This is a genomic window from Acidovorax delafieldii (genome assembly GCF_007993815.1).
GTDB classification, from domain to species: domain Bacteria; phylum Pseudomonadota; class Gammaproteobacteria; order Burkholderiales; family Burkholderiaceae_C; genus Acidovorax; species Acidovorax delafieldii.
This window is the reverse complement of record NZ_VJWE01000014.1, coordinates 292395-306266: the sequence shown is the minus strand read 5'-3', so window position 1 is coordinate 306266 and position 13872 is coordinate 292395. Positions and strand designations below refer to the sequence as shown.

12 protein-coding genes are annotated in these 13872 nt (G+C 66.8%); 7 read left to right on the top strand and 5 right to left on the bottom strand.

Features of this window, described 5'->3' with window-relative positions:
* Positions 1 to 25: 25 nt before the first annotated feature.
* Both ATF69_RS15420 and ATF69_RS15415 read left to right on the top strand, forming a co-directional pair.
* On the top strand, positions 26 to 379 hold the full coding sequence (locus ATF69_RS15420) for a hypothetical protein (RefSeq protein WP_146871505.1): 354 nt from the start codon (positions 26 to 28) through the stop codon (positions 377 to 379).
* 146 nt (positions 380 to 525) lie between these two features.
* On the top strand, positions 526 to 1965 hold the full coding sequence (locus ATF69_RS15415; protein ID WP_108498961.1) for a coniferyl aldehyde dehydrogenase: 1440 nt from the start codon (positions 526 to 528) through the stop codon (positions 1963 to 1965).
* Here ATF69_RS15415 and ATF69_RS15410 read toward each other — a convergent pair.
* Together ATF69_RS15410 and ATF69_RS15405 are read right to left on the bottom strand one after the other, a co-directional pair.
* On the bottom strand, positions 1937 to 3835 hold the full coding sequence (locus ATF69_RS15410; protein WP_146871504.1) for an ATP-binding response regulator: 1899 nt from the start codon (positions 3833 to 3835) through the stop codon (positions 1937 to 1939). The genes ATF69_RS15415 and ATF69_RS15410 overlap by 29 nt on opposite strands.
* Positions 3822 to 4457, bottom strand: a complete 636-nt coding sequence (locus ATF69_RS15405) for a response regulator (protein WP_099730786.1) — start codon at positions 4455 to 4457, stop codon at positions 3822 to 3824. Before ATF69_RS15405 ends, ATF69_RS15410 begins: the two co-directional genes overlap by 14 nt.
* 163 nt (positions 4458 to 4620) lie before the next feature.
* Between ATF69_RS15405 and ATF69_RS15400 the strand changes: the two genes are divergently transcribed.
* The 3 genes from ATF69_RS15400 to ATF69_RS15390 all read left to right on the top strand — a co-directional run bounded on the left by ATF69_RS15400 (position 4621) and on the right by ATF69_RS15390 (position 7256).
* Complete coding sequence (locus ATF69_RS15400; protein ID WP_099730785.1) at positions 4621 to 5226, top strand: hypothetical protein; 606 nt, start codon at positions 4621 to 4623, stop codon at positions 5224 to 5226.
* Between the two features lie 167 nt (positions 5227 to 5393).
* Positions 5394 to 5915, top strand: coding sequence for a GNAT family N-acetyltransferase (locus ATF69_RS15395; protein WP_056065189.1), 522 nt, complete (start codon positions 5394 to 5396; stop codon positions 5913 to 5915).
* Positions 5916 to 6089: 174 nt separating this feature from the next.
* Positions 6090 to 7256, top strand: a complete 1167-nt coding sequence (locus ATF69_RS15390) for a methyltransferase (protein WP_146871503.1) — start codon at positions 6090 to 6092, stop codon at positions 7254 to 7256.
* A gap of 16 nt (positions 7257 to 7272) precedes the next feature.
* On the opposite strand, the gene ATF69_RS15385 is transcribed toward ATF69_RS15390, so the two are convergent.
* Complete coding sequence (locus ATF69_RS15385; RefSeq protein WP_056064929.1) at positions 7273 to 7806, bottom strand: hypothetical protein; 534 nt, start codon at positions 7804 to 7806, stop codon at positions 7273 to 7275.
* A gap of 271 nt (positions 7807 to 8077) precedes the next feature.
* Here ATF69_RS15385 and ATF69_RS15380 point away from each other — a divergent pair, with 271 nt between their 5' ends.
* Entirely contained in the window at positions 8078 to 9055 is a 978-nt protein-coding gene (locus ATF69_RS15380; RefSeq protein ID WP_146871502.1) for a tRNA dihydrouridine synthase, read from the top strand.
* Between the two features lie 20 nt (positions 9056 to 9075).
* Here the strand turns inward: ATF69_RS15380 and ATF69_RS15375 are convergent, their stop codons facing one another.
* The gene (locus ATF69_RS15375) at positions 9076 to 11013 is read right to left on the bottom strand and encodes a phospholipase D family protein (RefSeq protein ID WP_146871501.1); all 1938 of its coding nucleotides are present in this window, start codon (positions 11011 to 11013) and stop codon (positions 9076 to 9078) included.
* Positions 11014 to 11161: 148 nt separating this feature from the next.
* Positions 11162 to 12364 (bottom strand): ammonium transporter, encoded by a 1203-nt coding sequence (locus ATF69_RS15370; RefSeq protein WP_056064922.1) that lies wholly within the window; start codon positions 12362 to 12364, stop codon positions 11162 to 11164.
* Between the two features lie 210 nt (positions 12365 to 12574).
* On the opposite strand from ATF69_RS15370, the gene ATF69_RS15365 reads away from it, so the two are divergent.
* Positions 12575 to 13834, top strand: coding sequence for a PA0069 family radical SAM protein (locus ATF69_RS15365; protein WP_099732180.1), 1260 nt, complete (start codon positions 12575 to 12577; stop codon positions 13832 to 13834).
* Positions 13835 to 13872: the final 38 nt, after the last annotated feature.

Sequence of the window (13872 nt, the reverse complement as noted above, 5' to 3'; positions counted from 1 at the left end):
CCAAGTTGTGAAGGAGAGGTGTCGTTTGAATGATTTTGTTGCGGGTGTCGTGAGCCTTCTGTTGCGTCTGGTCGTCATTGCCATGGGGTTGGTCCTGTTTGCCAGCCTTTTGGTCGCGGCCATGTTGCTTGCGCTGGTGTGGGTGCTGCGTGCAGGCTGGGCGCGCCTGACAGGACGACCGGTGACTCCGTGGGTGATGGGTGTGGACCCACGCACAGGCTTCAGCACGGTCTTTCGGTCTACGCAGCGGTGGTCTGCTGGCCGCCGCGGCAATAGTGCGCCTGAAGGCGCCAGTGAAGACGCCGCCGCATCGCGCCGTGGCGGCATCCTGCCGGGGGCGGCACAGGTCACTGACGTAGAAGCACGCGAACTGCGTTGATGTGGCAGTGGCGGCCGCTGCACTTTGGCTGCCACCAACCCCATCTCGTGAGAGTTCCGTGGTACGAGCGTAAGCCAACGGGCATCAACCCTAGGGCGTCTGCCTTTTTGTGACGCGCCCATCGGGGTGTCTCCTATCATCCATCCATGACACCAGCCGATATCCGCGCACATTTCGATCTTCAGTTCCAGGCCAGCCGTGCGCACGTGGACGTGCCGCTGCTCGTGCGGCGAGAGCGTTTGCTGCGCTTGCGCAAGTTGCTCGATGAGAATGGGCCTGTGCTGGCGGCGGCCGTGCAGGCCGACTTTGGCATGCGGTCACCCCGCCTCACGGAGGTGGCAGACTTCTTGGTGCTGCGCTCCTTGCTGTCGCATACGCTGCGCCACTTGGCAAAGTGGGTCAAGCCCCGAAAGGTGCATACGCCGATTTACCTTCAGCCGGCCCACGCCTTCATCCAGCGCCAGCCCATGGGGGTGGTGGGGGTGATTGCACCGTGGAATTACCCGGTGCAACTGGCCCTGGCACCCGCCATCACCGCGCTGGCTGCTGGCAACCGGGTGATGCTCAAGCCCAGCGAGTTGACGCCCCATACCTCGGCCCAATTGGCGCTACTGGTGGCGCAGTTCTTTGCCCCCGACGAATTCTGTGTGGTGCAGGGAGATGCCAACCTGTCCGCCTTGTTTGCCTCGTTGCCTTTCGACCATCTGGTGTTCACAGGCTCCACGGCGGTGGGCCGCAAGGTGGCGCAGGCGGCAGCTCAGAACCTGACACCGACCACGCTGGAGCTGGGCGGCAAGTCGCCCTGCATCATCGACGGCCATTGCGACATGGCGGATGCGGCTCTCAAGATTGCGCACGGCAAACTGCTCAACGCGGGGCAAACCTGTATAGCCCCCGACTATGTGCTGCTGCCGCGTGGACGTGAGGGCGAGTTTGCGCAGGCTTACCGGGCCGCAGTGGCGCGCCTGTTCCCCACCATCGAGGGCAACGCAGACTACGCCTCCATCATCACGCCCCGCCACCATGCCCGCTTGCGCACGATGCTGCAGCAGGCGCAAACACAAGGGGCAGAGGTGCACACCATCGACCCTAGCGACGGCAAACCTGTGGTGCCCACCGTGGGAACGCTGGGCGACGGTGCAAGCCGCCAGATGCTGCCCACGCTGGTGTTTGGTGCCACCTCGCAAATGCAGCTCATGCAGGAGGAAATTTTTGGTCCCATCCTGCCCGTGATCTCGTACGAGCGGCTGGACGATGCCATTGCCCACATCAACAGCGGGCCCCGCCCGTTGGCGCTTTATTGGTTTGGCCAGAGCGAGGCCGTGCGCGACGATGTGCTGCGCCGCACCGTCAGCGGTGGGGTGACGGTGAACGACACGCTGATGCACATTGCGCACGACAACCTGCCGTTTGGCGGTGTGGGGGACAGTGGCTGGGGCGCCTACCACGGTGAGCAGGGGTTCCTGCGCTTCTGTCACCAGAAGTCGGTGCTGGTGCAGTCGCGCTGGGCCATGGGCTCGCTGTTCTATCCGCCCTATGGGGCCAAGTTCGACCAGGTCATGGGGCTGCTGCGCCGCTGGTTGTAGTGCTTTGTGTGAGTTGCCCGGGTGCTGTCTGACCGTCTTCCGGTTCGTCGTCCTCCATGGCAGCAGGCAGCGGCGGCTGGGTGATGAGCTGCACCATCGCATCGCGCAGCTGGCCGGTGGACACCGGCTTGTGCAGCAGCAACGCGGAGGTGGACTGCGCGTCGCGCAGGCGCTGGGGCGAGGTGTCACCCGTCATGATGATCGCGGGCACGTTGGTTCCCAGGTAGGCTCGCAGCGCCTGCAGTACCTGTTTGCCGGTTTCTTCATGGCGCAGACGGAAGTCGGTGATGATGATGTCGGGCGTCACGTCCTCCAGGACTTCCAGGGCGTCTGCGCTGGATTCTGCCGTCATGCACTGGCAGCCCCAGCTTTGCAGCAATGACTGCATGCCCAGGCGCACGGCCTCGTCATCGTCGATGGCCAGCACCTTCAGGCCTACCAGGCTGCGGCCGTCCTGGGGTGTGGTGGCATCGTCCTCCAGTGCTCCCTGCCAGCGGTCAAGCCACAGCCTGAAGACAGACCCCTTGCCAGGCTGCGAGCGCAACTCCACGGAGGTCCGCATTTCACGCGCCAGGCGCTGCACGATGGCCAGGCCCAGGCCCAGGCCTTTGCGGCGGTCACGCTCCGGGTTACCGAGCTGGTGGAACTCCTTGAAGATGTGTTCCCACTGGTGCTCGGGGATACCCGCCCCGGTGTCCCACACCTCCAGCGCCAGCCGTTTTCCGCGCGTGCGGCAGGCAATCAGTACACCGCCCTGGGCGGTGTAGCGCAGGGCGTTGGAGATGAAGTTGTGCATCACCAGGCCGACCAGGGAGCGGTCGGCAAACGCGGCGGCAGAGGTCTCGCGGGTGCGGTACACCAGGCCGGCCGTGTCGGCCTGCACGCCAAACTCCTGCTCCAGCGCGGTGAGCAGGGGCTGCACCGCAAACGCGGCTGGCCTCACCTTGACCACGCCGGCCTCCAGCCGGGAGTAGTCGAGCAGGGTGGTGAGCATCTCGGCCGCGGCGCCAGATGCGGCATGGGCGTGTTTCAGCACGGTGCGCTGGTGGTCATTGAGCGGGCTGCGGTGCAGCGATTCCAGAAACAGACCCATGGCATGCAAGGGCTGGCGCAGGTCATGGCTGGCAGCCGCGAGAAAGCGGGATTTGTCGCGGTCGGCCTGCTCGGCGGCCTCCTGTGCCGCCAGGGCCCGCTGCGATTCGGCCCGCAGCTGGCTGACCAGGCGTTCGTTTTCCAGCTTGAGCGCAATGCTGCGTCTTGTGGCACGGTCGGCCGTGCGTGCCTGCAGGCAGGTCAGCGCGTAATACACCCCGGTCAGGAACAGCGCAGGCCACATCACGGGCCCGCCCGCCAGCGCCACTGACAGCATCACGCCGCCGATGGCGCTGGTGAGGTAGGTGACGTAGGCCCGGTACAGTGGCGCGCCGAGCCCGAGCGCTCCCGACGAGACGGTGCTGATGATGCCGATGGCGTAGATGACGCTGTCGGAGTTGCCCCAGTACAGCACCACATAGCCCAGGCTGCCCCAGCTCAGGCCCATGGCCGCCATGCAGGCGATGAGCTTGCGCGCGGCCTGCGGCGCCGGGTCCACAAACGGTGCAATGCTGCGCAGCGCGAGGTACACCCCGGCCACCACCAGCGTGTGCGAGACCAGCCATACGGTGATGGCCTGCGTGTCTGCCACGCGGGCCATGACCCAGAGCGTGCCCAGGGCCGTGGCCAGCGATGCCAGCAGCGTCATCGGAAAGTTCTGTCGCAGCAGGGCCACCTGTTCGCGCAGGACCTCGTCGCGCTCCCACACCGGCCAGCCCCAGCGCGTGGGTGGAATCACCGGTTCGAGGGGCAGCGGACTGGTTTCAGAGGGGGTCATGGAGCTGCGGGGTGGACAGGCCCAGGCGCTGGGCCGCCAGCAGCGCAGCGCTGCGGCTGTTGACGCCCAGCTGCGCAAAGATGGCCGCCACATGCACACGCACCGTGTTCTCGCTCAGCCCCAGGTCGCGGGCGATCACCTTGTTGGGCCTGCCCGTGCACAGCAGCGACAGCACATCCAGCTGCCGTGCCGTGAGGGATGGCGTGTCGGGCCCCCGCACCGTGGCGCTGTTGCCGCTGTTGATCGGAAAACACGGCTGGCCTGACAGTGCGCAGCTGATGGCTTCCAGGATGTCCTCGGCGCTGGCGGACTTGGGCAAAAAGCCATCGGCCCCGCGCGCGCGCGCTTCGTGGATGGCATCGGGTGCCACGCTGGCCGACACCAGAACGATGCGCGCCCGGGGGCACGCCTGTCGCAACAGTCGCAGGCCGTCCAGCCCGCTCATGCCGGGCAACTGGATGTCCAGCAGGACCAGGTCGATCTCCGCCTGCTGCAGTGCGCAGGCATCGGCGATCGATCCGGCCTCGGCAATGCTGCCCACGCTGGGGTGGTCCTGCACGATCAGGCGTAGCCCCGTGCGGAACAGGGTGTGGTCATCCACAAGCAAAAGACGGGCAGTCATACAGGCAAGTATTGCGCACAACCGGGTGTTGCGGGCTAGTCCATTTGTGCGATGGACGCACGGATGTGCACTTTCTAGACTTTCCGTCAAGCATTGAAAAGCACTTTGGGTGCGCACCAATGCGCAAACCTTCGTAACCACACTCCGTTTTCAAAGGGTTCCCATGACGATCAATGCACACACCCATGGCGCCAGCACCTCCGAAGCAGGCCTGCACCACAGCGAACGACGACCCGCGGCCAACCCTGGCGCAGCCCATGCGGGCACGGGCCTGGGGGGCAACAGCGTGGCGCTCATCGTGCAGGAGCACTGCCCCGACATGCTGGCGGCAGCCGGCGTGGTGATCGAGCACCTGGACGCCCAGGCTGGCACCTGGCAGTTCTCGGCCGACGCTGGGCAGACCTGGCGTGGCATCCGCACCGACCTGATCAACCGGCCGGGCAACCTGGGCCTGGCGCTGGACCGCGACGCGCGCCTGCGGGTGCTGCCCTTTGGCGGCCACCGGGTGACGGGGGCACGGGTGGCGTTCCATACGGTGCAGCGCAGCCATGGCCAGGGCAACGGCAGCTACCGCGCGTATGCCAGCGAAGACCGCGATGGCGGTTCGCGCACCGTCACCCTGGTGCTCAGCCTCGCGGCCATCAACGGCGCGCCACCGGCAGTGCATGTGCCCCGCCCCCGCAACAAGCGCGCGATGGTGCAGCGCGCAGCAGCAGCGGCCACTGCGGCTGCGGGCAGCGCCTTGTCGGGCGCAATGGTCATGGCCTGAGGGGTGGCTGCGGGCCCCTGCGAATGCGGGGCGTGGGGGGCGAAAAGCCAGGCTGGGAGGCGTGACCGACAGGGCCGCGCTACCCGCCTGTCAGGGTGGAAAAACCGTTTGCGGCGACAATGCCGGTCCTTTTGTTTTTTCATTCCCCGTTTTCGTTCGGTTTTTTCATGTCAAGTATCCAGGTTCGTCCCGCTACGCTTCGCGATGCCAAAGCCATCGCCCAGATCCACACTGTCTCTGCCCAAGAGGCTTACAAAGGGCTGGTGCCAGACGAGCAGTTGAAATCCATGTCGGTCGAAAAGCGCCAGGCCTACTGGCGCGAGGCCATTGAATATTGCGAGCCCCAGGTCCAGGTGGCGGTCGATGGCGAGAAGATCGTCGGCTTTGTCGGCTACGACCGCTCGCGCGATGAAAAGTCCCGCCCCACCACTGGTGAAATCTGGGCCATCTACGCGGCCCCCACCCATTGGAACCAGGGCGTAGGCCTGGCCCTGTGGGACGCCGCTCGTGATGGCCTGCAAGAAGAAGGCTGCACCAACGTCACCGCCTGGGTGCCGCTGCGCAATGAGCGCGCCCTGCGCTTTCATGAGCTGGCCGGCTTCAAGCGCGAGCTGTCCACCGCCAAGACCGCCGTGATCGGCGGCGTGAAGATCGAAGAAGTGCGCCTGAAGCGCCCGATCAACGCATAAAGTGCGACGACACCCCCCTGCGTCGCTGCGCTCGTTCCCTCCGCTCTTGCTTCGCTGCGCTGCGCGGGCAGGGGGACGATGCCTTCGCTGCGGGGCGGCCCTTGCTCGGCATCCCCGGCCTGCCGCGCGCCTGTTTCCCACACTACGGACTGTGCGCGGCACTGTCAGACTCTGATGCCAACAAATCCTTCCACCATCCACTGGACCCACCAGGGCCAGCCCCAGCAAGCCCTGTGGCGCTCCGAGAGTGGCGCCTCCGCGCCGCGCCGGGTAGAGGGGGCTGACGACACGCTGGCCGCCGACACGGCTTACCGCATGGCCTGTGAGGGGACGGGGTTGCTGTGGCAGGGTGATTTCCAGAACGCGCGGCACCTGCTGCAAGCGCTGATGCGCCGGGCCGACAAGAAGCCCCGCAAGGCGGCTGCAAGGGCGTCCCAGAAACTGGCGGCGGCCACGGCGGCCGAAGCGTTTCACCTGCACCGCCAGGCACAAGCGCAGCGCGCGCGGGTGCTGGCGTCGGTGCTGATCCCGCTGGAGGGGGACTACAGCATTGCGCTGCGTCGCGCGCCCGACTGGCGCCAGGCCTGCACAGAGGCCTGGGGGCCTGCGACCGGCGAGCGCTCGGTGGCCACGCTGCGCGAGCTGCTGGGGCTGGTGGGCGCGCATGAATGGCGCAAGAAAGGGGTCGAAATCCCTGCGCTGGGTGCCCCGCCGCTCAACCGCATTCACCCGCACTATGGTGTGTTCTCGCCGGTGCGTGGCGAATACGTGGGGCTGGTGGCAGCAGCACCTTTGCCCAGCAAGGCCCTGGCGTTTGATATTGGCGTGGGCACGGGGGTGTTGTCGGCCGTGCTGGCGCGCCGTGGCGTGCAGCGCGTGGTGGCCACCGACCAGGATCCCCGGGCACTGGCCTGTGCGCGCGAGAACCTGCAGCGCCTGCAGCTGCTCGACCGTGTCGAGTTGCAGCAAGCGGACCTGTTTCCACCGGGCCGGTCGCCGCTGGTGGTGTGCAACCCCCCCTGGGTGCCGGCGCGCGCCAACTCGCCCATCGAACACGCCGTGTACGACGAAGGCAGCCGCATGCTCAAGGGCTTTCTGGCAGGTTTGGCGGCACACCTGGAGCCCGGCGGCGAGGGCTGGCTGATCCTGTCGGACTTGGCCGAACACCTGGGCCTGCGCCCGCGCGAACATCTGCTGGCCTGGATTGCCGAGGCGGGCCTGGTGGTGCGTGGCCGCCATGATGTGAAGCCGGTGCATGCCAAGGCTGCCGACGCGCAGGATGCGCTGCACGCTGCGCGTGCGGCCGAGGTCACGTCTCTGTGGCGGCTTGCTGCGGCCTGAACCCGCACAGACCGGCTCAATCCAGCAGCGCAGGCTGCGTAGTGGCAAAGTTTTCAGCCACCGGGCTTGCGGGCAGCAACTGGTCCAGCCGCTCACGCAGGCTGGCGGCACGCTCGGCGCCTGCAGCGAGTGCCACTTCTTCAAACATGGCTTCGCCCACGTCCAGCATGCTGGTGCGGTCCTTGGCGGCGCGCAGCGCCTCGCGGAAATGCTGTGCCAGCACAGGGTCGCGGCGCGCAAACAGGCGCTCGCAGGTGTCAAACAGGTACATGCGCGCACCGGCCAGCGACCGCAGGGACTCACCCGGTGCCGGGCGCTCGATCGACGGTGCTGTGGGCTCCGGCGTGGGCGGCAGGTCTGCCGGCCCGGTCAGGTAGCCCTGGCGCATCAGGTTCTCGACAATCTGCGCGCCAATGCCGTTGTACATGGCTTGCAGGTCTGACAGCGGTTTGCCGTCGGCCAGCAGGAGCAGGGAGCGTTCGCGCAGGCTCAGGGTGCGCACGCCAGGGGAGAGTTCCAGGCGGGCTTTGTCGGTTTTTTGCAGCAGCATGGGGTGTCTCCGTGGCGGTCGGTCTCTGGAGCGACGATTCCACCAGCCGGGCGTGACGCCGTGATGACCCCTTGGGATGTCCTGCATCACAATCGTGGGCTGGTTGGCGCTGCCTCAAGCGCCGCATGCCTGCGCAATTGCTCCTTATTTGATAGCTGCTTGGGCATATTGCACTAGCGCTTGGTGCTGTTTTTGTTTGATTTTCGCTGCTGAGTGCCTGTGGAGGCTCTTTTTTTCGGAGAGGGCTCACCGAGCCAGCAGTCCCCCTGAGATGACCTTGCTGCTCGCCCCGATGGAGGGGCTTCTGGATTTTGTGCTGCGCGACGTGCTGACCCGCGTGGGCGGCGTGGACCGCTGCGTGTCGGAGTTCATCCGCATCACCGGCACCCTGCTGCCCGACAAGGTGTTCCTGCGCTACGTGCCCGAGCTGCGCAACGGCAGCCGTACCTTGGCCGGGGTGCCCGTGCGGGCCCAGTTGCTGGGCTCCGACCCGGTCAGCATGGCCGAGAACGCCGCGCGCCTGGCGGCGCTGGGCCCCGAGGGGATCGACCTGAACTTCGGCTGCCCCGCTAAGGTGGTCAACCGCCACGGCGGTGGCGCGGCACTGCTGCAGGAGCCTGAGCGCATTACGGCCGTAGTGGCTGCGGTGCGCCGCGCCGTGCCGGCGCACCTGCCGGTGTCGGCCAAGATGCGCCTCGGGTTCAACGACATCCACCTGATGCGTGAATGTGCCCAGGCCATGCAGGCAGGGGGCGCTGCCGAGCTGGTGGTGCACGCGCGCACCAAGGCCGACGGCTACCGCCCACCGGCCTACTGGGAGCACATCCCCACCATCCGCGCGGCGGTCTCCATCCCGGTGGTGGCCAATGGCGAGATCTGGACGGTGGCCGACGCGCAGCGCTGCCGTGAGGTGTCGGGCTGCGATGCGCTGATGCTGGGCCGAGGCATCGTGGCGGACCCCGGTCTTGCCCGCGCCATTCGCGCTGCCGATGCTGGGCGGCCGGACACGGACACCGTGGTGTGGGCCGATCTGGTGCCACACCTGGCCGCCTTCTGGCAGCTGGTGTGCGACGACCTGGAGCCGCGCCAGCGCGCGGGGCGCCTTAAGCAATGGCTTAACCTGTTGCGCCGCCGGTTTGCCGAGGCCGAGGTGGCGTACCAGCATGTGCGCACCATGACGGACCAGCGGGCGATCACCGCGTGGGTGGTGGACTTGCAGGCGCAAGCCCAGAGCGCCCACGGCGCTTAGGACAGGTTCTCACGACGCCGCTACAGCAGGTGGTCGGGCGCCAGGGGGCCCAGCAGCTGCAGCATCAGCCGCAACGGGGCACTGGCGTCGGGCTCGGTCGTGGCGTCTGGCAGCCCGCTGCCCTCAGGGGCGCGCCAGCGCAGGCCCTGGTCGGTGGCCTGCACCTGCCACGCGGATTCTTTCAGCGCCGTGTCGATCTGAGTGAGGGCCCGGCGAGACAGCTCCGTGCTGCGGATCAGCAGCGCCACCTCGGTGTTCTGCCGCTGCGAGCGCATGTCAAGGTTCATCGACCCCACTGCCAGCAGTCGGCCGTCCACGATCATCAGCTTGGAGTGCAGCATGGCGCGCGAGCTGCCTTGCGAACCCACGGCACCCGCGCCGCCGCCCATGCTGCCCGATACGCCCAGCGCTCCCCGCAGCACCCCTGGCAGTTCACTGTGCATCTCGTACAGCTCCACCCCCATGGCGAGCAACTGCGGCCGATGGCGGGCATAGCCGGCATGCGCAATGGGCGCGTCGTTGGAGGCCAGCGAATTGGTCAGCACCCGCACCCGCACGCCGCGCGCCCTTGCCGCCGCAAAGGCGGCCTCCATGTCCGGCCCCGGCACAAAGTAGGGCGAGATGATGAGCAGGTCGCGCCGCGCTTGGCCCATGAGCTGCAACAGCCCGTCCACCACGGTGTCGGTTTGGGCCTCGGTGGCTTCGGGGCTTGCGCGGGGGCTGTCGGGTGGCGCGCCGTTGGAAGATGCGGTGGCGCTATCGGCCGTTGGCAGCACGCGGGGTGGGGAGGCTGCCGCGCTGTCAGCCGCCGGTATCGTGCGGGAGCCCGAGACCAAGGCGGCAGCAGCGGCCTTGGGGCTGTGGGTCGCCCCTGCGGAGGCGCTGGCGCCTGGGCCCGGCGGCGGTGCTGCCAAGGCCAGAGCAGCCCCATTGCCCATCCCTGCGCTGTCGGCCGGGATCTTGGCAGGCTGGTCCACCAGCACGGCCGCCGCAGCCCAGACGAAGGGCGTGCGCTCCAGGTCCATGGGCTCGTAGTTCCAGATGCGTGCCCGCTGCGCGGCGGTGGTGCCTGGCCCCATGTCGGGCGGCAGGCGGTCTGGGGCGCTGGTGCCACCCTGGCCTGCGACACGGCGTCTTCGCCCTTCGTCAGCCAGACGGATGCTGTCGCGCAGGTGGTCAAGCTCGCCCTGTGTGATGAGCGACTGCACCGGGTAGGCGCGTTCGTTGTTCCAGTAGCTGTCAAAGCTGCGCGACAGGTCCCGCACGATGGGGCCTGCAGCCAGCACGTCCAGGTCCACAAAGTTACCCGAGTCGGCATTCCCGAAATAGGCATCACCCAGGTTGCGGCCCCCGGTCACTGCCATGGCGTTGTCGGAAATGAACAGCTTGTTGTGCATGCGCTGCTGCACGCGCGAGAAGTCGCCCAGCAGGCCCAGCATGCGGCCAATGGGAGACCCCCTTGCGCCCGTGAGGGGGTTGAACATGCGCATCTCGATGTTGGGCACAAACGCCAGCCGCATCACCTGCGCATCGCGCCCGGTGCTGTGGAAGTCGTCCAGCAGCACGCGCACCCGCACGCCGCGCTGGGCTGCTGCCATCACGCTGAGCAGCAGGCGTTCGCTGCTGGCGTCTGCGTGAATGGCGTAGTACTGCAGGTCCAGGGTTTTCTGTGCGGCGTCCACCAGTGCCAGGCGGCTGCTGTAGGCGGCTTGCGGGCCGCTGAGCAGCGCAAACCCCGAAGCGTGCCGCGCCCCTTCGGCGACCCTGCGTGCTGCTACCAACTGGCCCAGTGGGGTATCGCCAGGGGCCGACCAGGCTGCCGACACGGGGCGGTCCACATCCTTGGGCAGGCCCGCACAACCGGCAAGGGCCATGGCAAACGCCACCAGCGCCATGCCCAGCCAGCCGGGGCGGGCCCGCAGGGGCAGGGTCAAGGACAAGGAGGGCAAAGACAGCATGGCGCGATTGTGACCGTGGAGCCGCTGGGGCGCAGGGCTCAGGTATAGCCGTGCGCCGGCCCAGGCGATGTCAGACGGGGCGCCAAGGCGACGGCTGGGCCCTGTAGCAGGCGCGAAGCCTGGCCCGGGCCGCCGCAGGTTGGGCTGGTTACCAGCTCACTTCGCGGTCGGGCGTGGCGCTGATCTTGTGGATGCTCAGGTCGGCACCGTCAAACTCTTCTTCCTGTGTCAGGCGGATACCCACCGTCTGCTTGAGGATGCCGTACACCACCACGCCGCCAACCAGGGCCCAGAGCACGCCCAGGCCGGTGCCGATGAGCTGGGCCGACAGGCTGACCCCGCCCAGCCCGCCCAACGCCTTGCTGCCAAAGATACCCGCAGCCAGTCCGCCCCAGGTGCCGCACAGCCCGTGCAGCGGCCATACGCCCAGCACGTCGTCGATCTTCCATTTGTTTTGCGTCAGGGTGAACATCAGCACAAAAATGGCCCCGGCCACCGCGCCGACCACCAGCGCACCCAGCGGGTGCATGAGGTCCGAGCCCGCACACACGGCCACCAGACCCGCCAGCGGGCCGTTGTGCACAAAGCCGGGGTCGTTCTTGCCCAGCACCAGGGCGGCCAGCGTGCCGCCTACCATGGCCATCAGCGAATTCACAGCGACGAGGCCCGAAAGCTTGTCCACGGTCTGCGCGCTCATCACATTGAAGCCGAACCAGCCCACCACCAGCACCCAGGCGCCCAGCGCCAGGAAAGGGATGTTGGACGGCGGGTGGGCCGAGATCGCACCGTCCTTGCGGTAGCGGTTGGCGCGAGAGCCCAGCAGGATCACCGCCGGCAACGCAATCCAGCCGCCCATGGCGTGCACCACCACCGAGCCCGCAAAGTCGTGGAACTCTTCGCCCGTCAGCGCCTTGATCCAGCCCTGCACACCAAAATGCTGGTTCCAGGCAATACCCTCAAAAAACGGGTACACAAAGCCAACGATGACTGCTGTTGCCAGCAGTTGCGGCCAAAACTTGGCGCGCTCCGCGATGCCGCCCGACACAATGGCTGGAATGGCTGCAGCAAACGTGAGCAAGAAGAAGAACTTGACCAGCGCATAGCCGCTTTGCTGCACCAGCGATTCGGCACCGATGAAGAAATGCGTGCCGTAGGCGACTGTGTAGCCGACCACAAAATAGACCACCGTGGACACCGAAAAGTCCACCAGGATCTTGACCAGTGCATTCACCTGATTCTTTTTGCGGACTGTGCCCAGCTCCAGAAACGCAAACCCGGCGTGCATGGCCAACACCATGATCGCCCCGAGCAAGATGAACAAGGCATCCGTGCCCTGTTTGAGTGCTTCCATAACGTCCTCGCGATAGTGATTGATCGACTCTGGTGCGTTTTCATCCGACGCCACAGATTTGCACCAAGTTGAAGCAAGAAGTGCGCCAGGAATTGGTGCAAGGCTTTGCACCGAATTGGGGCTTTGCCAGAGGGCGGGTTTGTGGGTGGTGGATAAATACTGTATAAATAAACAGTTTTATCGTGCATGCTGCTCCACCACTCGATCGCCATGAGTTCACTTGACCCTCCCGACGACGACCTGCCTGCACGGCCGCAGGACATCCGCATTCCGCTGCAGGCCATCCGCGGGCGCGGTGCCGCCACGGCCATAGCCCACCGCTTTGCCAAAGACCAGCGCGAACGTGCAGATGATGGGTGGAGCCATCCGCGCGCCCTTGGCAGGGCCGAGGGCGTGGAGCAGGGTGGCACAGGTACGGCTCAGGATGGCAAGCCGAACGGCGGGGGTGCTGAAGAGGGTGATGCATGGGGCGGGGGCGACGAGGGAGCCTGCGCCAGCCCCTCACCCGCCACCCGCGTGCATTTCGAGACGGCACGCAGCGCCATCTGCGCCAACGACTCGCCAGACATCTTTTTTGAACTCTCGGTCAACCCCTACCGGGGCTGCGAGCACGGCTGCATCTACTGCTACGCCCGTCCCACACACAGCTACCTCAATTTTTCGCCCGGACTCGACTTTGAGACGCAGATCGTGGCCAAGCACAACGTGGCGCAGGTGTTGCGTCAAGAGCTTGCACAGCCGCGTTACGTGCCGCGTTTGCTCAACATCGGCTCCGCCACCGACTGCTACCAGCCCGTGGAGCGTGACCTGAAGCTCACGCGCAGCGTGATCGAAGTGATGCGCGAGGCGCGCCACCCGTTTTCGCTGATCACCAAATCCAGCGGCGTGGAGCGCGACCTGGACCTGCTCGCCCCGCTGGCAGCGCAGCGCTTGGCGGCGGTGTACATCACCATCACCACACTCGACGCTGCGCTGGCTCGCCGCATGGAACCCCGCGCCGCCGCGCCCCACCGGCGCCTGCGCACCATCCGTGCGCTGGCCGAGGCGGGTGTGCCGGTGGGCGTGAGCGTGGCGCCCCAGATCCCGTTCATCACCGAAGACATGGAGCAGGTACTGGAGGCAGCACGCGACGCCGGTGCGCGCACCGCGTTCTACACCGTGCTGCGGCTACCGTGGGAGCTGGATGCATTGTTTCGAGAGTGGCTCGCCGTGCACTACCCGCAGCGTGCAGCGCGCGTCATGGCCCGGGTGCAAGACCTGCACCCCCTGACCGGGGCCCAGCGCGCAGCCGGCAAGACCTATGACAGCGACTTTGCCACCCGCATGAAAGGCAGCGGGCTCTGGGCCGACCTGCTGCGCCAGCGGTTTGCCAACACCTGCCGCCGCCTGGGGCTCAACCGGGAGCGCGAGGGGCTGGACCTGGGGCAGTTCAGGCCGGGACTGCTGAAAGGGCAGGGGAGCCTCTTCTAGATCCCGTGCCCGCCTCCGTGCACTTTGCACTGCGCGCC